This is a genomic window from Ectobacillus polymachus (genome assembly GCF_048159605.1).
Classification (GTDB): domain Bacteria; phylum Bacillota; class Bacilli; order Bacillales; family Bacillaceae_G; genus Ectobacillus; species Ectobacillus polymachus.
Genome location: NZ_JBLREB010000001.1, coordinates 1,874,967 through 1,892,768, shown reverse-complemented (window position 1 = coordinate 1,892,768; position 17,802 = coordinate 1,874,967). Strand labels below are relative to the sequence as shown.

Here is a 17,802-nt window from a genome sequence, read left to right as displayed (position 1 = left end):
AATGATAGAAGAAAAAGAAAAACGAATTGAAATGTATCATCAGCTAACTGTTACCATTCTTGACGCATTAAAAAATGGAAGAGAAGATGAGGTCCCTCTGTTGCTGGAAAAGAGAGAGAATGCGATTAAGAACATGAATGAGATTGACAATCAAGCAAAACATATTGTCATGAACGCTCGTATTCGCGATACATTAACAAAGATCCTTCCATTAGAACAACAAATTCAAAATTTGCTACTGAATGCCATGAAGAAATATAAGCGAGAAATGGTGAGTGCACGAAATGAAACATTTCTCTCGAAGCATTACGAACACGCGGTTATTCTTCCTTATGGAGCATTTTACGATAAAAAGAATTGAAGGAGGAATAGATGATGATAAATCCAAACCCGTATGAAGTATATAAACGAAATCAGGTTGTCACTGCTAGACCAGAAGAATTAACGTTAATGCTGTATAACGGAGGAATTAAATTTTTGCAGCAAGCGAAGATGGCGATGAAGCAAAACGATATCGTGAAAGCAAATACGCTACTCATACGTACACAGGATATTCTTAATGAACTGCTTATTACATTAAACCATGACTATGAAATTGCGAATCAATTAGCTCCCCTTTATGAGTATATGAAATCTAGATTAGTAACGGCAAATTTAAAAAAGGATGTAACATACGTCGAAGAAGTGGAAAAAATGCTCGCAGAATTAAGAGATACATGGTCACAAGCAATGAAACAAATATAGTTCACAAAATATACATATTTTTTTATACAAGAAGAATTATTTTTAAAATAATTCTTCTTTTTTTTTTATTGGTTTGATATGGTATAAAAAAATGCATCTTATTTTAAATATAAAATTAATGTAAAAACCATTAATTTTACCTATATTTTTGAATTTTTTTACTTTATTTTTGATATTTAGCAAGATTTTCATTTCTATTTTCCTTAACTTGTCGTAATATATTATCGAAATATATTATCTTAACAGTCTATATTTGTACGAATGGTAAAAAAAGGGGGCGAGTAAAAAGTATGGTTCAAGTGATGAATATTTTATCAAATGCTTTAGATGCTGCCTCGATGAGACAACAGGCAATCTCAAACAATATTGCCAATGTGAATACACCGAATTTTCAGCCGGATAAAGTTGTATTTGAAGATATCTTACAGCAACAGCTGAGTAATTTTTCCTTTTCAGGTACAACTACTGATCCAAGGCATATTCCCATTGGAGGGCAAGGAGATACGGCTACACCAACATTAGTGAAAGAGCCAGGGGTTATGAAGAACAACGGGAATGGTGTCGATCTTGATGCTGAAATGTCTAACCTTGCTGAAGATTCACTATGGTATCAGTCATTGGCCTATGGAATGAGTGAACAGTTTAATTTATTAAATATGGTACTGAAAAAGTAGGTGAATAGTTATGTCAATTTTTCAACCTTTATCTATTAGTGGCTCTGCGCTAACTGCACAGCGACTTAAGTTAGATACGATTTCATCAAATATTGCCAATGCAAATACGACGCGATCTCAATTTGTAAACGGCCAGTGGCAACCCTATCAAAGAAAAATGGTAGAAATCGGAACGAAGCAGCCCCCTTCCTTTTCACAATATTTAGATCAGGAATTAACAGGTGTGCAAGTAAATGGAATTGTAAATGATCAAAGTCCGTTTCGTCCTGTTTATGATCCAACGAATCCAGATGCAAATGCACAAGGATATGTGCTAATGCCAAATGTAGATGTAACAAAGGAAATGGCAGATTTAGCTTCCACATCTCGTGAGTATGAAGCAAATATTACAGCGTTTAATGCAGGTAAAACGATGCTTATGAAAGCTCTTGAAATCGGTAAATAAGGAGTAATAGAAGATGAATGTAATGGGAATTCAACCGAATACAGCGTTTACGAACATCCCGAGTACACAACAGTCAAATGGTACTTCGTCTTTTGGGGATACGTTGAATCAATACATACAAAAAGCCGATAGCTCAATCAAAAATGCTGAAAATCAAGCAGTTCTTGTTGCAAAGGGGCAAGCAGTCAATTTACATGATATGACGATTGCATCGCAGCAGGCTAATATTGCGCTAGGGTTAACTGTCCAAGTTCGTGATAAGATGCTTGAAGCATATCAAGAAATGATGAGATTGCAAATATAACGGTAATTTAGAAAAACGGTGGGATAAAAATGAAAGAACGATTAATCGAATTAGGCAAGAACATGAGACAATCTTGGAATTCGGTTAGCAAACGAAATAAAATTTTGTTTACTAGTTTATTTTTCATTCTAGTTATCGGATTATCTTTATTCATATACTTTGTTTCTACTCCGAAATATGTGCCACTTTATACGAACGAACTTAGTCAAAAAGAAGTGGGAGATATTAAAGCAGAGCTAGACAAAGAAGGATATTCAAAATATAAACTAGATAATCAAGGAACGGTACTATTAGTTCCGCAACAGGATGCACCGAACTTGCTAGTATCATTAGCATCTAAAGGCCTGCCGAAAACAGGGTCCATTAGTTTTTCAGAAATGGCGAAAGGGTTAAACTTTGGTGCGACAGATCGCCAGCTAAATGCGATGGAACGTGAAGCGTTGCAAGGACAAATTGCTGATTTATTAAAGCATGTAAATGGGGTAAAGGATGCGCAAGTTGTCCTTACTTTACCAGAGCAGAGTATGTTCGTTCATCCAGATCAAAAAGAACAAGCATCTGCCTCAGTTGTTATTCAAGTGGCACCTGGCGTTAATTTAGACCAAAATCAAATTCAGGCCATGTACCATTTAGTTTCGAAAAGTATTCCGAATCTTCCGGAAGAAAATATTGTCATGACAGACCAATATGGACAAGGGTTTAATAATACAGCAAGTGGAAATGGAACCATGAATATGGATCAATTTCAACAGCAGCGCAATATCCAGCAAACCATTGAAAAGGATTTGCAGCAACGTCTGCAGCAAATGCTTGGCATGCTGATGGGTCAAGATAAAGTCATTATCCAGCCCTTTGTGAAATTGAATTTTGATCAGGTGAAGGAAAAACAAAATCTAGTAGAGCCTGTGAATAAGGATACAAATGAAGGGATTGCGATTAGCGCTGAGAAAATCTCGAAAACATATACAGGAAATACGCCGCAGCCAAATGGTACGAATGGTCAGAATGACGTAAATACGTACCCAGCAAACGGAAGTGCTCAAAATAGCAAATCAGAAGATGTTGAAAATCGCTTTAATTATGAAGTGAATCGTATTTCAAAGGATATCGTGCAAAGTCCTTACAAAATAGAAGATTTAACGATAAATATAGCCGTTGAACCACCTGATCCGAAAGATCCAACATCCCTTACCGACCAAACGAAAACGGATATTCAAAACGTTCTTTCGAATGTCGTGAAATCAGCACTATCGGATAAGAATCTTTCTAATCAGGATATTGCTTCGCGTATAGTTGTTGTTCCGAAAGATTTTGCCGGTAAACCAAAAACTACCACAGCTACAAGTCAATCGTTACCATGGTGGGTGTATGCGGTATCTGGTCTAGCAATAGTCTTACTTCTAGCTGTCATCTACTTCATACTACGGTCTAGAAAAGAAAGAAGAGAAGCAATCAACATGGTGGTTCCGGAGATGCCGATTAAGGAGGAACCGGAATATGATGAGAATGCTCTTATCAAACAACAGGTTGAAGAGATTGTAAAGCAGCAGCCGAAGGAAATTGCTGGATTACTTCGTACTTGGCTTATTAAAGATTAGTAGGAAGGGGGCGTTAAGATGGTGAAATATACAAATTTACAAAAAATAGCTATCTTATTTCTCTCAGTAAGTCCGACCGCTTCTGCTGAAATTATGAAGCATTTACATGAGGATGAAATTGAAAGTATAACGAAGGAAATTACGAATTTACGTATGGTATCTTCGGAAGTAAAAAAGCAAGTATTACGGGAATTTCATGAATTGGCAATTGCCAATAATTTAGCATCCTTTGGGGGAATGGAGGCAGCTAAAGAGTTACTGCAACAATCCCTTGGCTCGGAAAAAGCCTCCACTTTTTTGCATCGTTTAAAGAATCAAGGGGTTGATAAACCTTTTCAATTTGTTGATCGCGCTGATTCAGTGCAAATTTTAAATTTGCTCCAGCATGAGAGTGCCCAGACGATTGCTCTTGTTTTGTCGTATTTGGATGCAGATAAGTCTTCCACTATCTTGTCGGCCTTTTCACCTGAGAAACAAATTGATATTGCAAAACGGATTGCGATTATGGATACAGCTTCACCAGAAATGATCCAACAAGTAGAGCAAGTATTAAAAGAACGGCTATCCACAACGAGTACCCGTAAACAAGTTTCAAAAAATGGTATTCAATCCATCGTAAACATCCTAAATGGAGTGGATCGCTCAACGGAAAAAAATATACTGGAAACGCTTCAAACTACTGATCCACAATTGGCGGATGAAATTAAACAAAGAATGTTTGTATTTGATGATATTGCTTATTTAGATAATCGCTCTATTCAGCGGATATTGGTTGATGTTAGCAACGAAGATTTACAGCTTGCCTTACGTTCTACTACGCAAACGATGAAAAATGCAATCTATCGGAATATATCAAAACGCAGACAAGATCTGCTTGAAGAAGAAATTGCTGCAAATGATTCTGTTCTTATGAAGGATGTTGAGGATGCGCAGAAACGCATTGTATCTATGGTACGGAAATTAGAAGAAGATGGCATTATTATTATCTCTCGAAATGGGGGAGACGATCTTGTCATCTAGACTCGTAAAAGCCTCTAAAGTGGTAGAAACGCCGGAACGAAAGCTTCTAACCATCGTAAATCCGCTTCAACCAGTTGAAGCAATCGAACAACCAAAGGACGATGATCATTTCCATCAAGAGAAAGAAATGATGATGGCAAATATGATGGCAGAGCTAGATGAACGAAGAAGCCAGGCAGAAAAAGAGCTTCAAACATGGCGTGAGAATGAGGAAGAGCACTTTCGTGTTTCCATGAAGGAAAAGGAGCAGGAAGCTTACACAACTGGCTATACAGCTGGATTTGAAAATGGTAAGGCGCAGTATACCGAAAAGATTCAGCAAGCAACCGATATATTGCAGCAGGCTTATGAAGAGAAAGCCAAGCTTATAAAGGAAGCAGAGCCATTTGTAATTCATCTTTCGATTGAAATAGCGAAAAAAATCGTACAGCAAGAGCTGCAGCAAAATGAAGATACACTGATTCAAATGATTCGTCAAGCTTTGCTTACGATAAACGATGCTTCCACCATTTCAATTGGGGTTGCGCCAAACGATTTCGACTTTGTACAAAAGCAACGCCAGCAGCTATTAGCTGTAATGGACGGACAGGTGGAAGTGAAGGTGTTTCCAGATTATAGTATTTCAGAAGAAGGATGTCGCATACTCACTCCATATGGAAGTATCGATGCCAGAATTGACGTTCAGTTAAATGAAATTAAAAAGGTTCTTCTCTCATGTAAGCAGGTGGAAGAAGATGAGTAGTTGGGATATCCAGCCGTATGTAGAGGCGCTTCACGGTATGAACGCGATTAAAATGAACGGAAAGGTAACACAAGTTATAGGATTAACGATTGAATCGCAAGGGCCAGATGTAAACATCGGTGATATTTGTCATATTTATCCGAAAGTACAAAGTAAGCCGATTCAGGCGGAGGTTGTGGGGTTTCGAAATAATAAAGTTCTTCTCATGCCTTTAGGTGAAATTCATAGCATTGGACCAGGCTGTGAGGTTGTTTCAACAGGTAAACCATTAATGGTGAAGGTAGGGACTGGATTACTTGGTAAAGTGTTAAACGGTCTAGGTCAGCCAATGGATGATAGTAATCTTCCTGTTGGATTAGTCGAAGTAAATGCGAATCGTCTGCCCCCCAATCCACTTAAGAGGCCACGAATTAGCGCACCCCTAAGTGTTGGGGTTCGTACGATCGACGGCCTTTTAACTGTTGGTAAGGGACAACGGGTTGGGATATTTGCTGGAAGCGGAGTAGGAAAAAGTACACTACTTGGAATGATGGCACGAAATACGGAAGCTGATATTAATGTAATCGGTTTAATTGGGGAACGTGGTAGAGAGGTTCTCGATTTTATTGAACGTGATTTAGGAAAAGAAGGATTAGAAAAATCCGTTGTGGTAGTTGCGACTTCTGATCAGCCGGCACTTATTCGCATTAAGGGAGCCATGATTGCAACCGCAATCGCTGAATTTTTCCGTGATCAAGGCATGAATGTGAATCTCATGTTAGATTCAGTAACCCGATTTGCGATGGCGCAGCGAGAAATAGGACTAGCAATTGGTGAACCTCCTACAACGAAAGGATATACTCCATCTGTTTTTGCTATGCTGCCACGATTACTAGAACGGGCTGGAACGAATGAATTTGGAACAATCACTGCTTTTTACACCGTTTTAGTAGATGGAGACGATATGAATGAGCCAATTGCAGATTCGGTGAGGGGAATTTTGGATGGTCATATTGTACTTAGTCGAAAGCTTGCTCAGAAGGGAATGTATCCTGCTATTGAAGTGACAGCAAGTGTAAGTAGGGTTATGAAGGATATTGCATCCCCCGAACATATAACGGCTTCAGAAAAAGTGAAAGCGTTAATAAGCGCCTACCGAAAGGCAGAAGATTTAATTCAAATTGGAGCGTACAAAAGGGGAACGGACAGAGAAATTGATGAAGCCATTTCGAATAAGGAATGGATTGATCAATTTCTGAAACAAGGTACATTAGAAGATTCCTCATTTTCGTCCACTCTTACTACATTAACGAATCGATTTGGAGCGATGAAGCATGATGTTTCGGTACCAGTATGAACAGATTGTCACAATGAAGGAGAAGGAAAAAGAGCAAGTACTTACTGAGTTTACAGCTTCCGTCTTAAAACGAGACAACATACGAAATGAATTACATACCTTACAAGAAAAACGAAATGAATGGATTGTGAAGTGGGAAAAGACGAATACAGCATGTACTGCAGCAGCCATTCATCAGCAGAAAGAATATCTTACCTTTCTAGACTTGAAAATGAATCAAGTCATAAGGGAATTACAAGTACTGGAAAACGAGCTTCGGATGAAACAACATGAATTGCTAGAGAAACAAAAAGATGAAAAAATGTGGAATCACTTGCGTGAACAATCTAGGCAGTCCTATGAAGAAAGTCAGAAAAGAGTGGAGCAAAATATGCTAGATGAAATGGCAACCATTCAATATTATCAGAAGCGCTCCTCTCTCTCCCACATTAACGGGCAGTAAACCCCACACTTCAAGGCTTAAGAGAAATTGGAGAAGTTTAAATTGGGGGCGGGCTGCCCGTAAAAGTAGGTTGGCTATTTTTGGAAAGTTTCACTGTATAAGTAGGTGTAAGGATGCAAAAAGAAAGATGGCAAGGAACGTTTTATATTCTAGGAGAACTACTTATTTTTATTATTCTTGTATTCTTTATTTTATTTTTATTTATGGGTGATGATTTTAAAAAATCATTCTTGCAAACAGTCCCTAGTAATGTGCAGTATGACGATTCCTATGCGTCACTTTTAAAGAAATATAATAGTATGCAAAAGCAAGTTCAGGAGCAACAGCAAACAATTCAAGATTTACAGACAAGTTTACAAGAGAAACAATCACAATTGGATGAAAAGGAAAATGAAGCTGCAAAGCAAACGATGAATTCTGAAGCCTATTATAAAAAATCAGCTGCTACCTATGGAAATATGTCTCCTAGCAATGCTGCTGAGATTCTAGCAAATCTATCTGTACAGGACGCTGCATCCATTTTGAAATACATGAATGTATCGCAGCAGGCAGATATTCTCTCGCGAATGGATCCTAAAAAAGCTGCGTCCATTTCGAATTTCTTAAAAGGACTTATGAATAAAGGATAGTAATTTATTTGTGAAAAGAGGGGAAAAAGTGAACGAGCCAAAAAAAGAGAGTACCATACAGCCTGTAACATTTTCTCCAATTATCGAGGAAATGGTTGACTCGGATAAAAAACAATTGCAACTTCTCACAGATGTTTCTCTTCATGTTTCATTTGAGCTTGGGAGGGCAAAGAAAACAGTTCAAGATATTCTCCAATTAAAAAAAGGAAACATCATTCGCTTAGATAAACTAGCAGGGGAGCATGTTGCCATGCTTGTTAATAAAGCGAAAATAGCAGAAGGTGAAGTTGTAGTAATGGACGATCGGTTTGCAATTCGAATAACAGATATCGTTACGATACAAGAAAGAGAACGAAAAATGAAGTGAAGGGAGCAGCACTATGCTTAGATGGAACAAACTGCTGCTAAGCTTTCTTCTTGTTTCTATACTATGTAATATGCCGTTAGGGGCAGAAGCGAAAGAAGGAACAGTATATCAGCAGTATAACAATACGAACCCGCAGCAAGGTGGAACTTCAGACAAAACGCCAGTAAAAACTGCTCCAGCTCCTTCTGTTGTTCCGTATGCGATTCAATTTATCGGGTCTTTTCTACTCATTGTTGCACTTATATATGTGTTATCAAAAGTACTATCAAAAAAAGCGAAAAAGCTACGAGATAACGGGCCATTTCATGCGATTGGCAACTATTCACTGGGAAATAATCGTTCAATCCAGCTTCTTATGATCGGCAATACGTTATATATAGTAGGCGTTGGTGAAAACATTGGACTTATTCGTACCCTGTCACCTGGTGAAGAACAGAAAGAGCTGTTGGAAGCAATTGCTTCTGCTGCAGATGAAGGGCAAGCAAAATGGACGTTACAGTCTTTTGCATCTGCTGAGAAGTGGAATTCTATCTTGAAGGAACAAATGAGAAAGTTAGACCGCAATGCTCCTTCTCGTAATAAAGAAAGTGAAAAGATTGAAGGGGGAAAAGATAAATGAAAAAAGTTAGCATATTTGCTTTTTTCCTCTTTTTTATAAATCAAAATATTACTTTCGCTGCAACGGATGCTCCTTCCATACCAGGTATTCCGTTTAATACGGGCGCACTAGGTGATTTGAATAATCAGTCATTATCACTTACGCTTCTTTTGTTACTTACGGTACTGTCTGTTGCACCTAGCATTATTTTATTGATGACCTCTTTCACAAGAGTTGCAATTGTTCTTTCGTTTGTACGTACGTCGCTAGGTACACAGCAAATGCCGCCAAACCAAGTGATTATAGGGCTTAGCTTATTTTTAACGTTTTTCATTATGGGACCAACATTTCAGCAAATTAACGATCAAGCACTTCAGCCATATTTAAAGGGATCGATATCTCAGCAAGAGGCGTATTCGAAAACAACCGCACCTATTAAGGAATTTATGGCTAAGCAAACTCGCCAAAAGGATTTGAATTTATTTTTAGAATATAGCCATGCTGGGACATATAAAACGGTTCAAGATATACCATTGCGAGCACTCGTTCCATCGTTTGTAATGAGTGAATTAACGACTGCGTTTCAAATGGGATTTCTATTATTTATTCCGTTTCTTGTTATTGACATGATAGTTGCAAGTATTCTAATGGCAATGGGTATGATGATGGTGCCTCCCTCTCTCATTTCATTACCATTTAAAATATTACTTTTTATTTTAGTGGACGGATGGCATCTTGTCGTGCAATCTTTGTTCGTGAGTTTTACATAAGGAGAGAATGCCATATGACACCGGAAAGTATGAACGCTCTTGCACAAAGTACAATTTATATTACGATGCTCGTGCTAGCACCCATATTAATTCTAGCTTTAGTAGTAGGGGTTCTCGTTAGTATTTTGCAGGCAGCAACACAAATTCAAGAGCAGACGTTAGCGTTTGTTCCGAAAATTATTGCTGTATTAATTGGATTACTAGTGTTTGGACCTTGGATGCTTACGAATTTAATTGATTTTACACGAAATATCTTTACAAATCTAACGAAATTTATAGGATAACACGATGGATCTTATATCGTATATACCTCTGTTTTTATTAGTATTCGTTAGAATTTCAGCATTTTTTGTTGCTGCACCTATTTGGAACAGTCAACAAATTCCGAGTCAAGTTAAGTGGGGATTTTCCTTTTGTATTGCTTTTATTACAGTAGGCGTTATTCAGCCAACGCAGCCACTTGCATGGAATAGCACCTATTTTTTACTCGTATTTAAAGAATTAGCTGTTGGATTATCGCTTGGGTTTGCTTCTTCGCTTCTTCTTTATGCGGTCGAGCTAGCTGGTAGCTTCATAGATTTACAAAGTGGATTTACCATGTCTTCCTTATTTGATCAAAAAAGAGGAATTCAAGAACCGTTAACGGGAAAATTCTATTACATCATAACCATGATATTTTTCCTGCTTTCAGATGGCCATCATATTCTTATTAAAGGAATTATTCAAAGCTATCAGTGGATTGCAGTAGATGCCTGGCTGCCAGATTCCTATTCTTCGAATGTAGTACAGGTTTTACTTGGTATCGTGGACCATATGTTTTGGATATCTTTACTTATCGCTGCTCCGCTTGTAGGGACATTATTTATCGTGGATGTAGTATTGGGGATCATTGCAAGGACTGTTCCGCAAATGAATTTATTTGTCGTAGGGGTTCCGATTAAATTGTTCGTATATTATGTAATGTTGTATGCGTCTATTCCCGTTTTTTTGTATATTCTTTCTCAGCTCGTTCAGACGATGATCTCATCGATTGAACAGATGCTACGAATATTAGGGGGATAACTTAGGATGATATCCTTAGATTTACAGTTTTTTGCTGAAAAAACGGAAAAAGCTACTCCCCATAAAAAGCAAGAAGCGAAAAAGAAAGGGCAATTTGCAAAAAGCACAGATTTATCGGGTGCAATGGTCGTTACCTTTTCATTTGTAGCACTTGCTGTTTTTGGAAAGAGTATGGCAGCACAGCTGTATACCTTGTTTCAACAAGGTTTTTCTTCGATGATGCAATGGGATGTTACGCAAGATTCTGTACCAGCATTGTTTATTGGCCTGCTAAAGGAGAGTATACCGATTGTTGCTCCCGTTCTTATAGTAGCATGGATTGCTGCTATCGTCGGAAATGTTATACAAGTGGGCTTTGTTTTATCGTTTGCGTCCCTTAAAGGTGGATGGAATAAAATCAATCCCATTTCCGGCATAAAACGTATGTTTTCCATAAAATCTGCTTTCGAACTATTGAAATCGCTTTTGAAATTTAGTGTGCTCGCTACAGTAGCGGGTCTTATTCTGTGGCAGGAAAAACAATCGATTCTTCATACAGCGACAATGACTCCGCAGAATATCGTATCGTATATGTTTTCGTTACTTGTGAAAATAACTCTTATTCTTTCTATTATCTATATTGTCATTGCAATCGTTGATTTTCTGTATCAACGATTTGATCATGACAAGCAGCTACGCATGACGAAGCAAGAAGTGAAGGAAGAATATAAACAAATGGAAGGCGATCCCCTAATTAAACAAAAGGTGAAGGAAAAGCAGCGTCAAATCGCGATGTCTCGTATGATGAATGATATCAAAAAGGCTAGCGTTGTGATTACAAACCCAACTCACTTTGCTGTAGCCATCATGTACGAAGCCGGTGAAATGGCTGCTCCAATTGTAGTAGCAAAAGGGGCTGACTATATCGCTTTAAAGATTAAAGAGGTTGCGAAAGAACATCATATTATCATGATGGAAAATAGGCCTTTGGCAAGAGCATTGTATGCCAATGTAGAAATTGGGCAAGAAATACCGGAGGAACTCTTTAAAGCAGTTGCCGAAGTACTTGCTTATGTGTATCGAATGAAAGGGACATTAACTAAGTAGTGGAGTTGAAACTATGAAACTAAAAGAAGTTGCCGTATTAGTAGCTGTTATGATGATTATTATCATGATGGTCATTCCATTACCTACATTTATTTTAGATATTTTGCTCATTATCAATATTTCGATAAGTATTATGATTTTACTAGTTGGAATGAATACAAGAGAGCCGCTCGATTTTTCTGTTTTTCCCTCTTTATTATTATTAACGACACTTTTTCGTCTGTCATTGAATGTTTCGAGTACGAGATCCATTCTAGCAAATGCCAAAGCGGGTCATGTTATTGAAACGTTTGGTCAATTTGTCATCGGCGGAAACGCAGTTGTAGGATTTGTCGTGTTTTTAATCTTAGTCATCATTCAATTTCTCGTTATTACAAAAGGATCAGAACGGGTAGCTGAGGTAGCAGCTCGCTTTACATTAGATGCGATGCCAGGTAAGCAAATGAGTATTGATGCCGATTTGAATGCAGGAATGATTAGTGAACAAGAGGCACGTATGAAACGGAAAAAAGTCATGCAAGAAGCGGATTTTTACGGAGCAATGGACGGAGCAAGTAAATTCGTAAAAGGGGATGCAATTGCTGGTATTGTCATATTGGTTATTAATGTAATCGGCGGTTTTATTATTGGGATGACCATGCATGGCATGGACTTTAATTCATCGCTAACTACGTATACGCTTCTTTCTGTTGGTGATGGTTTAGTCAGTCAAATTCCGGCGCTGTTAATATCGACAGCAACGGGTATTGTAGTAACAAGAGCTTCATCGGATGGAAATCTAGGTGAGGATGTAGGAAAGCAGCTTTTCTCTTATCCGAATTTACTGTATATCGTAGCAGGAATCATTGCCCTTCTTGGACTACTCACTCCAATTGGAATTGTTGTAACATGGGGCGTAGCAGCTTTACTTGCTTATGCAGGTTATACGATGCAAAGAAATGCATCGAAGCTTGTAGAGAAAGAAGAGGATATACAATCAGAGAAAGAACTCGAAAATGTTAGAAAGCCTGAGAGCGTATTTTCCCTCTTGCAGGAGGATCCAATCGAGTTTGAGTTTGGGATTGGACTTATTCCGTTAGCTGATACGAATCAGGGAGGCGATTTATTGGATCGTATTGTCTCAATTCGTAGACAATTTGCTCTTGAGCTTGGTTTAGTTGTCCCTGTTATTCGGATTCGAGACAATATTCAACTACGTCCAAATGAATATGTTATTAAGTTAAAGGGAAACAAAGTAGCCGGCGGTGAAATTCTACTTGATCATTTTTTAATGCTAAATCCAAATGGAGAAGACTACGGCATCCATGGAATTGAAACGGTCGAGCCGACCTTTGGACTTCCTGCATTGTGGATTCGTGAAGACATGAAGGAACAAGCAGAGCTCTATGGATATACGGTCGTAGATGCTTCTTCTGTCATAAGTACACATCTTTCTGAGACAATTAAAAAATATGCGCATGAAATTTTAGGAAGAGAAGAAACGAAGCAGTTAATAGACCATCTGCGTGAAAGTAATCCATCTCTTGTAGAGGAAATCATACCACAATTGCTTTCAGTAGGTGACATCCAGAAGGTGTTGCAAAAGCTATTAAAAGAACGTGTTTCGATTCGAAGTCTTTCTGTTATTTTTGAGTCCATTGCAGATTATGCTGTCTATACGAAAAACCATAGCATTCTCGCAGAGTATGCAAGACAAGCTTTATCTCGGCAATTGACGCATCAATACGCACAAGAAGGTGTCATACATGCTGTTCGAGTAGGTGCAGAAGTAGAAAAGAAAATGGCCGAGGCGATTGTACATACAGAGCAAGGAGATATGCTTTCACTTGATCCAGAAACAACGAACCGAATTGTACAATCGATTGGAGAAACTGTTCAGCAGACGATTCAGATGGGCATACAGCCAATCCTTGTTTCCTCATCAGGCATTCGTATGTACATTCGTCAAATTACTGAACAAGCGCTAGCAAACATTCCAATTTTATCCTATAACGAGTTAGAGCCTGATGTAGAAGTTCGTAGTGTTGGAGTGGTGAACCTATGAAAATGAAAACGTACTATGTAAATCACATGGAACAAGCTTATCCGATGATTTTAAGGGAATTAGGAAATGAGGCTATTATTTTAAAAACGACACCTATTAGATCGAGAGGGTTCCTTGGTTTATTTGGAAAAAAACAGATTGAAGTAATAGCTGCATCAGGGCTCGGAAAAAGTGTGGAGAAGACGTCTGAAAGTGTGACGAATGCGCCTGCTCCCACATCCAGTGATTCAGTGATGAAAGAGCTTGCAGAAATGAAGCAACTTATCCAATCGATGACAGTAGAAAATCCACATCCAAAAATGAACAAATGGGTTCAGAGATTACAGGACCAAGAAGTGGACCAAGAAGTAATTGATTACATTATGAAAAAAGTAACACTGATTCATAAGAATAAAGATGATATTCAGGATGCAGAAATGACAAAAACCTTACTTGCTATTCTAATGCAGCTATTAGCAGAAGGAATTACACATGAAACGCGAACTGACTCCTGTGTAATCATGCTTCTAGGACCAACAGGTGTTGGGAAAACAACTACAATTGCCAAACTATCAGCAATTCATATGCTGAATCAAAGGCAACGGGTAGGTCTCCTTACAACGGATACGTACCGAATTGCTGCCGTTGAACAGCTGCGTACTTACGCGAATATTTTAAATGTGCCGATACGAGTCGTTTCAGAACCAAACGAATTAAAGTCATCGCTTGAAAGCTTGGAAAATTGTCAAATCGTATTTTTGGATAGTGCAGGTCGTAATTATTTGGATCCTGCAAATATAGACGATATTAATCATTACCTAGATCAGGACTTTCCACAAGAAAACTATTTAGTTCTAAGTATGACGACAAGATGGAAAGATATGAAAACCATTGTTGAAAAAATGAAATCAGTGCGAATTGATAAGCTGATAGTAACGAAATGGGATGAAACGAACTGCTTTGGTGCTGTTTTAAATATGGTCTATCATTATCCATACCCATTGTCCTATATCGGAATTGGCCAAGGAGTACCACAAGATATAATCACCCCTGATCCTACATTTATAGCGAAAAAGATATTAGGAGTAGATGAGGATGAAAGATCAAGCTCAACGTTTGAGAGAATTATATGAAACAAGGTCGACCCTTTCTTCGCACGTGATCACAGTAGCTAGTGGCAAGGGAGGAGTCGGTAAATCTAATTTTGCTTTAAACTTTGCGTTAGGTTTAAAAGAGGTTGGTAAGAAGGTTGTTGTTATTGATTTTGATATCGGCATGGCAAACTTACATATTTTAATGGGAATCGTACCAAAGTACAATTTAATTGACATGGTAAAGCAGCATAGAACGATATGGGATACGTTAGAGACAGGTATGAAGGGTGTTGAATACGTAGCGGGAGGAACTGGATTAGAATCGCTTACGTCATTCACAGAAGAGGAACGAACATATTTCTTGCAAGAATTAGAAAAATTACATGGCTATGCGGATTATATTATTATCGATACGGGAGCTGGTTTAACAGAAGAATCTCTGCAATGTCATCTTGCTGCTGATGAAATCTTCCTTCTAACTACGCCAGAACCAACGTCCATTGCAGATGCCTATTCTGTCGCGAAAATATTACACGCAAACAATCGTGATTTATCCTTTCAGCTGATTATTAATCGAATTGCAAATCGTGCAGAGGGAATTGAAGTGGCTAGTAAATTTAAATTGGTATTTGGACAATTTTTAAACCGTGATATAAAAATTTTCGGAGCAATTACGGATGATGCAGCAGTAAGAAAAGCAGTCCAAAAACAAATTCCTTTTTCTATTGCATATCCACATTGTCATGCGGCATCGGACTTGCAGCGACTCGTTAAACGTTATGTAGCAAATACAACGACAGAAGAGGAAAATCATGGGGTAAAAGGATTCCTAAAAAAGTTTTCCAAGCTGTTTAAGTAGATTGAAAGAATAGATGAACATGGATGATTAGCTGTATGCAGCCAAGAGTTATTCGAAGGTAGGGAGTGAGAAATTTGATGCAAGAAACTGAGGAAGAAATCATTACTCGATATATTCCGTTAGTTCGAATGATTGTTTCCCAAATGAAAAAGCGATTATCAACGCAGGCAGATGAAAATGAACTCCACTCACTTGGAATGATCGGGCTATGGGATGCCATTCATAAATTTGATGCAACACATGACAATACATTTGAAAGCTACGCAGCTCATCGAATTCGCGGCGAAATCTTAGATGGATTACGAAAAACAGATACGGCTTCTCGTTCTATGCGTCAAAAAGAAAAGCAATATCGGGAAGCATATGAAACGCTAGAACAAACATATATGCGACAACCAACCTCTAATGAAATGAGTAAATATCTCGGAATCACATTAGCAGAATATGAAAAAATGAGAATACAGTTATCCTTTATGAAACAAGAATCATTGGATGAACCATGGAATGAAGAGGATGAATCAAAATCAAAGCTTCAAACCGTAGCCGATGTGTATTATCCGAAGCAAGAGGAATGGATGGAAGAGCAGGAGAGGAAGCAAAGGCTAGCAAAGCTAATTGATACCTTACCGTACAAAGAAAAGCTCGTTCTTTCACTCATCTATTACGAAAACTTAAATGTTACGGAAACAGGGCATGTTATGGGGCTGCATAAATCTCGTATTTCTCAGCTTCATTCACAAGCTATGAAACGATTACGAATTACTATTGAAAAAGAAGGCATTGAATTATAGCTTTTGAACTCAAGTAAACTACTAAAAAACCGCCAAAAATAGTATTGACGGTTTTTTGGATTTCGGTAGGATTGTTTTTGTGTTAGTAATTCGATAATTCAGACTCTGGTGATTGAATAATGACAGGATTTTTACTTGGGTCGAGCCAGCGTAAAATACGAAGTACATTATTTTCAGAAGCAGCTGTACTTCCTAATGTATAGTTATCGCTAATATGGAAAAAGATCGCACTTCCCTTGCCTGGTATACGGTCTGTATTGTAGTTAATGACAAAGCCGTATTTGCATTGTGGAATATTCATATTTTTAGCACTGGTCCATCGCCCGTTATTTTGTGATTTCTTTTGCCATGTATTATATAAAGAAGAATTTGCATCATCTACCCAAACATCATCGTCTGTTATTTGTTTATATGAGAGTTTCGTTCCTGGATTTTCTGGAATTCCGAAGGCCGTTCCAATGGTGTATTTCCCGCGTGGTGAAGCGGCCCCTCCTTCACTCATCTCATTGGCAAACCCTGTTTTCCCAATAAACCCATCCATTCCAAGTAACGTTTTCCAATGTCCGTTTGCATCCCGTTCAAAGGTGCGTATGTATGCTTCATTTGTGCCATAACCTTTTGTTGTAACCAAAATAAGTTGACTATTTGTATCCACTGTTTTGAAAGAATCAGCAACTGTTGCCCCAGGTGTAGTTGTCGTATATGCATTTCGATCCTTAGAAGAGGGGTTGCTTGTTGAAAGATCCGCCGCTTTCTGTTCTTCCGCCTTCTTTTGCTCCTCTAGTTTTTGTTGTTCCTCCTTCTTTTGTTTCTCTTCTGCTTTTTGCTCATCTAATAGCTTCTGTTTTGCAGCTTGATCCTGCTTTAATTTGGCCGCTTGAAGAGCTGCTTCATTCATTTTTGCGTTATAGACAAATATGGATGCTCCTCCAAACAGAATAATCGCAATCACACTAAGGGTAAGCCACTTTTTCGATATAAATAAGTACGTTAGGATTTTTTTCATTGCTATGTCCCTCCTAATGGAAATGCAAGCTATATAAGAATAGTATAAAATGAAATGTATCTTGGTGGGAATGTTTTTTCATCCTAGGCATAAGGTTAGTTAACATCATATTTTGATAATGTGAAATATGTCTAAGTAGGGCCTTCTGCCCTTAAATAGCGGGATAAACCTATAGAAGAAACTTGTTGCGTAATGTCGAAGAAACATCTTTG

The 17,802-nt window shown here is 38.1% G+C and carries 22 protein-coding genes; 21 read left to right on the top strand and 1 reads right to left on the bottom strand.

Features of this window, described 5'->3' with window-relative positions; genetic code table 11:
* Nucleotide 1: 1 nt before the first annotated feature.
* From fliT to ACM5BR_RS09635, 21 genes are all read left to right on the top strand, one after another.
* Nucleotides 2-361 carry a flagellar protein FliT gene (gene fliT, locus ACM5BR_RS09735; protein ID WP_416827640.1) on the top strand — a complete coding sequence of 120 codons (360 nt, stop codon included), beginning with the start codon at nt 2-4 and terminating at the stop codon, nt 359-361.
* A 14-nt stretch (nt 362-375) separates the two neighbouring features.
* A complete protein-coding gene (fliS, locus tag ACM5BR_RS09730) occupies nt 376-744 on the top strand; it encodes a flagellar export chaperone FliS (protein ID WP_416827639.1) in 369 nt (122 codons plus the stop codon).
* 290 nt (nt 745-1,034) lie between these two features.
* A complete protein-coding gene (gene flgB / locus ACM5BR_RS09725) occupies nt 1,035-1,418 on the top strand; it encodes a flagellar basal body rod protein FlgB (protein ID WP_416827638.1) in 384 nt (127 codons plus the stop codon).
* A gap of 10 nt (nt 1,419-1,428) precedes the next feature.
* A complete protein-coding gene (flgC, locus tag ACM5BR_RS09720) occupies nt 1,429-1,863 on the top strand; it encodes a flagellar basal body rod protein FlgC (protein WP_416827637.1) in 435 nt (144 codons plus the stop codon).
* Between the two features lie 13 nt (nt 1,864-1,876).
* Nucleotides 1,877-2,167, top strand: coding sequence for a flagellar hook-basal body complex protein FliE (gene fliE, locus ACM5BR_RS09715; RefSeq protein WP_416827636.1), 291 nt, complete (start codon nt 1,877-1,879; stop codon nt 2,165-2,167).
* A 29-nt stretch (nt 2,168-2,196) separates the two neighbouring features.
* On the top strand, nt 2,197-3,765 hold the full coding sequence (fliF, locus tag ACM5BR_RS09710; protein WP_416827635.1) for a flagellar basal-body MS-ring/collar protein FliF: 1,569 nt from the start codon (nt 2,197-2,199) through the stop codon (nt 3,763-3,765).
* Nucleotides 3,766-3,783: 18 nt separating this feature from the next.
* Nucleotides 3,784-4,785, top strand: a complete 1,002-nt coding sequence (gene fliG, locus ACM5BR_RS09705) for a flagellar motor switch protein FliG (RefSeq protein WP_416827634.1) — start codon at nt 3,784-3,786, stop codon at nt 4,783-4,785.
* Nucleotides 4,775-5,527, top strand: a complete 753-nt coding sequence (locus tag ACM5BR_RS09700) for a FliH/SctL family protein (RefSeq protein ID WP_416827633.1) — start codon at nt 4,775-4,777, stop codon at nt 5,525-5,527. The genes fliG and ACM5BR_RS09700 overlap by 11 nt, the downstream gene beginning before the upstream one ends.
* The gene (gene fliI / locus ACM5BR_RS09695) at nt 5,520-6,863 is read left to right on the top strand and encodes a flagellar protein export ATPase FliI (RefSeq protein WP_416827632.1); all 1,344 of its coding nucleotides are present in this window, start codon (nt 5,520-5,522) and stop codon (nt 6,861-6,863) included. Before ACM5BR_RS09700 ends, fliI begins: the two co-directional genes overlap by 8 nt.
* Complete coding sequence (gene fliJ / locus ACM5BR_RS09690; RefSeq protein WP_416827631.1) at nt 6,841-7,305, top strand: flagellar export protein FliJ; 465 nt, start codon at nt 6,841-6,843, stop codon at nt 7,303-7,305. Before fliI ends, fliJ begins: the two co-directional genes overlap by 23 nt.
* A gap of 113 nt (nt 7,306-7,418) precedes the next feature.
* On the top strand, nt 7,419-7,934 hold the full coding sequence (locus tag ACM5BR_RS09685; RefSeq protein WP_416827630.1) for a MotE family protein: 516 nt from the start codon (nt 7,419-7,421) through the stop codon (nt 7,932-7,934).
* Nucleotides 7,935-7,962: 28 nt separating this feature from the next.
* A complete protein-coding gene (gene fliN, locus ACM5BR_RS09680) occupies nt 7,963-8,301 on the top strand; it encodes a flagellar motor switch protein FliN (RefSeq protein WP_416827628.1) in 339 nt (112 codons plus the stop codon).
* A gap of 13 nt (nt 8,302-8,314) precedes the next feature.
* Nucleotides 8,315-8,920 carry a flagellar biosynthetic protein FliO gene (locus ACM5BR_RS09675; RefSeq protein ID WP_416827626.1) on the top strand — a complete coding sequence of 202 codons (606 nt, stop codon included), beginning with the start codon at nt 8,315-8,317 and terminating at the stop codon, nt 8,918-8,920.
* Nucleotides 8,917-9,669, top strand: coding sequence for a flagellar type III secretion system pore protein FliP (fliP, locus tag ACM5BR_RS09670; RefSeq protein WP_416827625.1), 753 nt, complete (start codon nt 8,917-8,919; stop codon nt 9,667-9,669). Before ACM5BR_RS09675 ends, fliP begins: the two co-directional genes overlap by 4 nt.
* A gap of 14 nt (nt 9,670-9,683) precedes the next feature.
* Nucleotides 9,684-9,953: a flagellar biosynthesis protein FliQ gene (fliQ, locus tag ACM5BR_RS09665; RefSeq protein WP_416827623.1), complete on the top strand. Its 270-nt coding sequence runs from the start codon at nt 9,684-9,686 to the stop codon at nt 9,951-9,953.
* A 4-nt stretch (nt 9,954-9,957) separates the two neighbouring features.
* Nucleotides 9,958-10,731 carry a flagellar biosynthetic protein FliR gene (fliR, locus tag ACM5BR_RS09660; protein WP_416827621.1) on the top strand — a complete coding sequence of 258 codons (774 nt, stop codon included), beginning with the start codon at nt 9,958-9,960 and terminating at the stop codon, nt 10,729-10,731.
* Between the two features lie 6 nt (nt 10,732-10,737).
* Nucleotides 10,738-11,817: a flagellar biosynthesis protein FlhB gene (gene flhB / locus ACM5BR_RS09655; protein ID WP_416827620.1), complete on the top strand. Its 1,080-nt coding sequence runs from the start codon at nt 10,738-10,740 to the stop codon at nt 11,815-11,817.
* 13 nt (nt 11,818-11,830) lie between these two features.
* The gene (gene flhA / locus ACM5BR_RS09650; RefSeq protein ID WP_416827618.1) at nt 11,831-13,861 is read left to right on the top strand and encodes a flagellar biosynthesis protein FlhA; all 2,031 of its coding nucleotides are present in this window, start codon (nt 11,831-11,833) and stop codon (nt 13,859-13,861) included.
* Nucleotides 13,858-14,973, top strand: coding sequence for a flagellar biosynthesis protein FlhF (locus ACM5BR_RS09645; protein WP_416827617.1), 1,116 nt, complete (start codon nt 13,858-13,860; stop codon nt 14,971-14,973). Before flhA ends, ACM5BR_RS09645 begins: the two co-directional genes overlap by 4 nt.
* On the top strand, nt 14,936-15,793 hold the full coding sequence (locus ACM5BR_RS09640) for a MinD/ParA family protein (RefSeq protein ID WP_416827615.1): 858 nt from the start codon (nt 14,936-14,938) through the stop codon (nt 15,791-15,793). The genes ACM5BR_RS09645 and ACM5BR_RS09640 overlap by 38 nt, the downstream gene beginning before the upstream one ends.
* A 77-nt stretch (nt 15,794-15,870) precedes the next feature.
* Nucleotides 15,871-16,584, top strand: coding sequence for a sigma-70 family RNA polymerase sigma factor (locus tag ACM5BR_RS09635; RefSeq protein WP_416827884.1), 714 nt, complete (start codon nt 15,871-15,873; stop codon nt 16,582-16,584).
* An 82-nt stretch (nt 16,585-16,666) separates the two neighbouring features.
* Here the strand turns inward: ACM5BR_RS09635 and ACM5BR_RS09630 are convergent, their stop codons facing one another.
* Nucleotides 16,667-17,590 carry a L,D-transpeptidase family protein gene (locus ACM5BR_RS09630; protein ID WP_416827613.1) on the bottom strand — a complete coding sequence of 308 codons (924 nt, stop codon included), beginning with the start codon at nt 17,588-17,590 and terminating at the stop codon, nt 16,667-16,669.
* Nucleotides 17,591-17,802 lie beyond the last annotated feature (212 nt).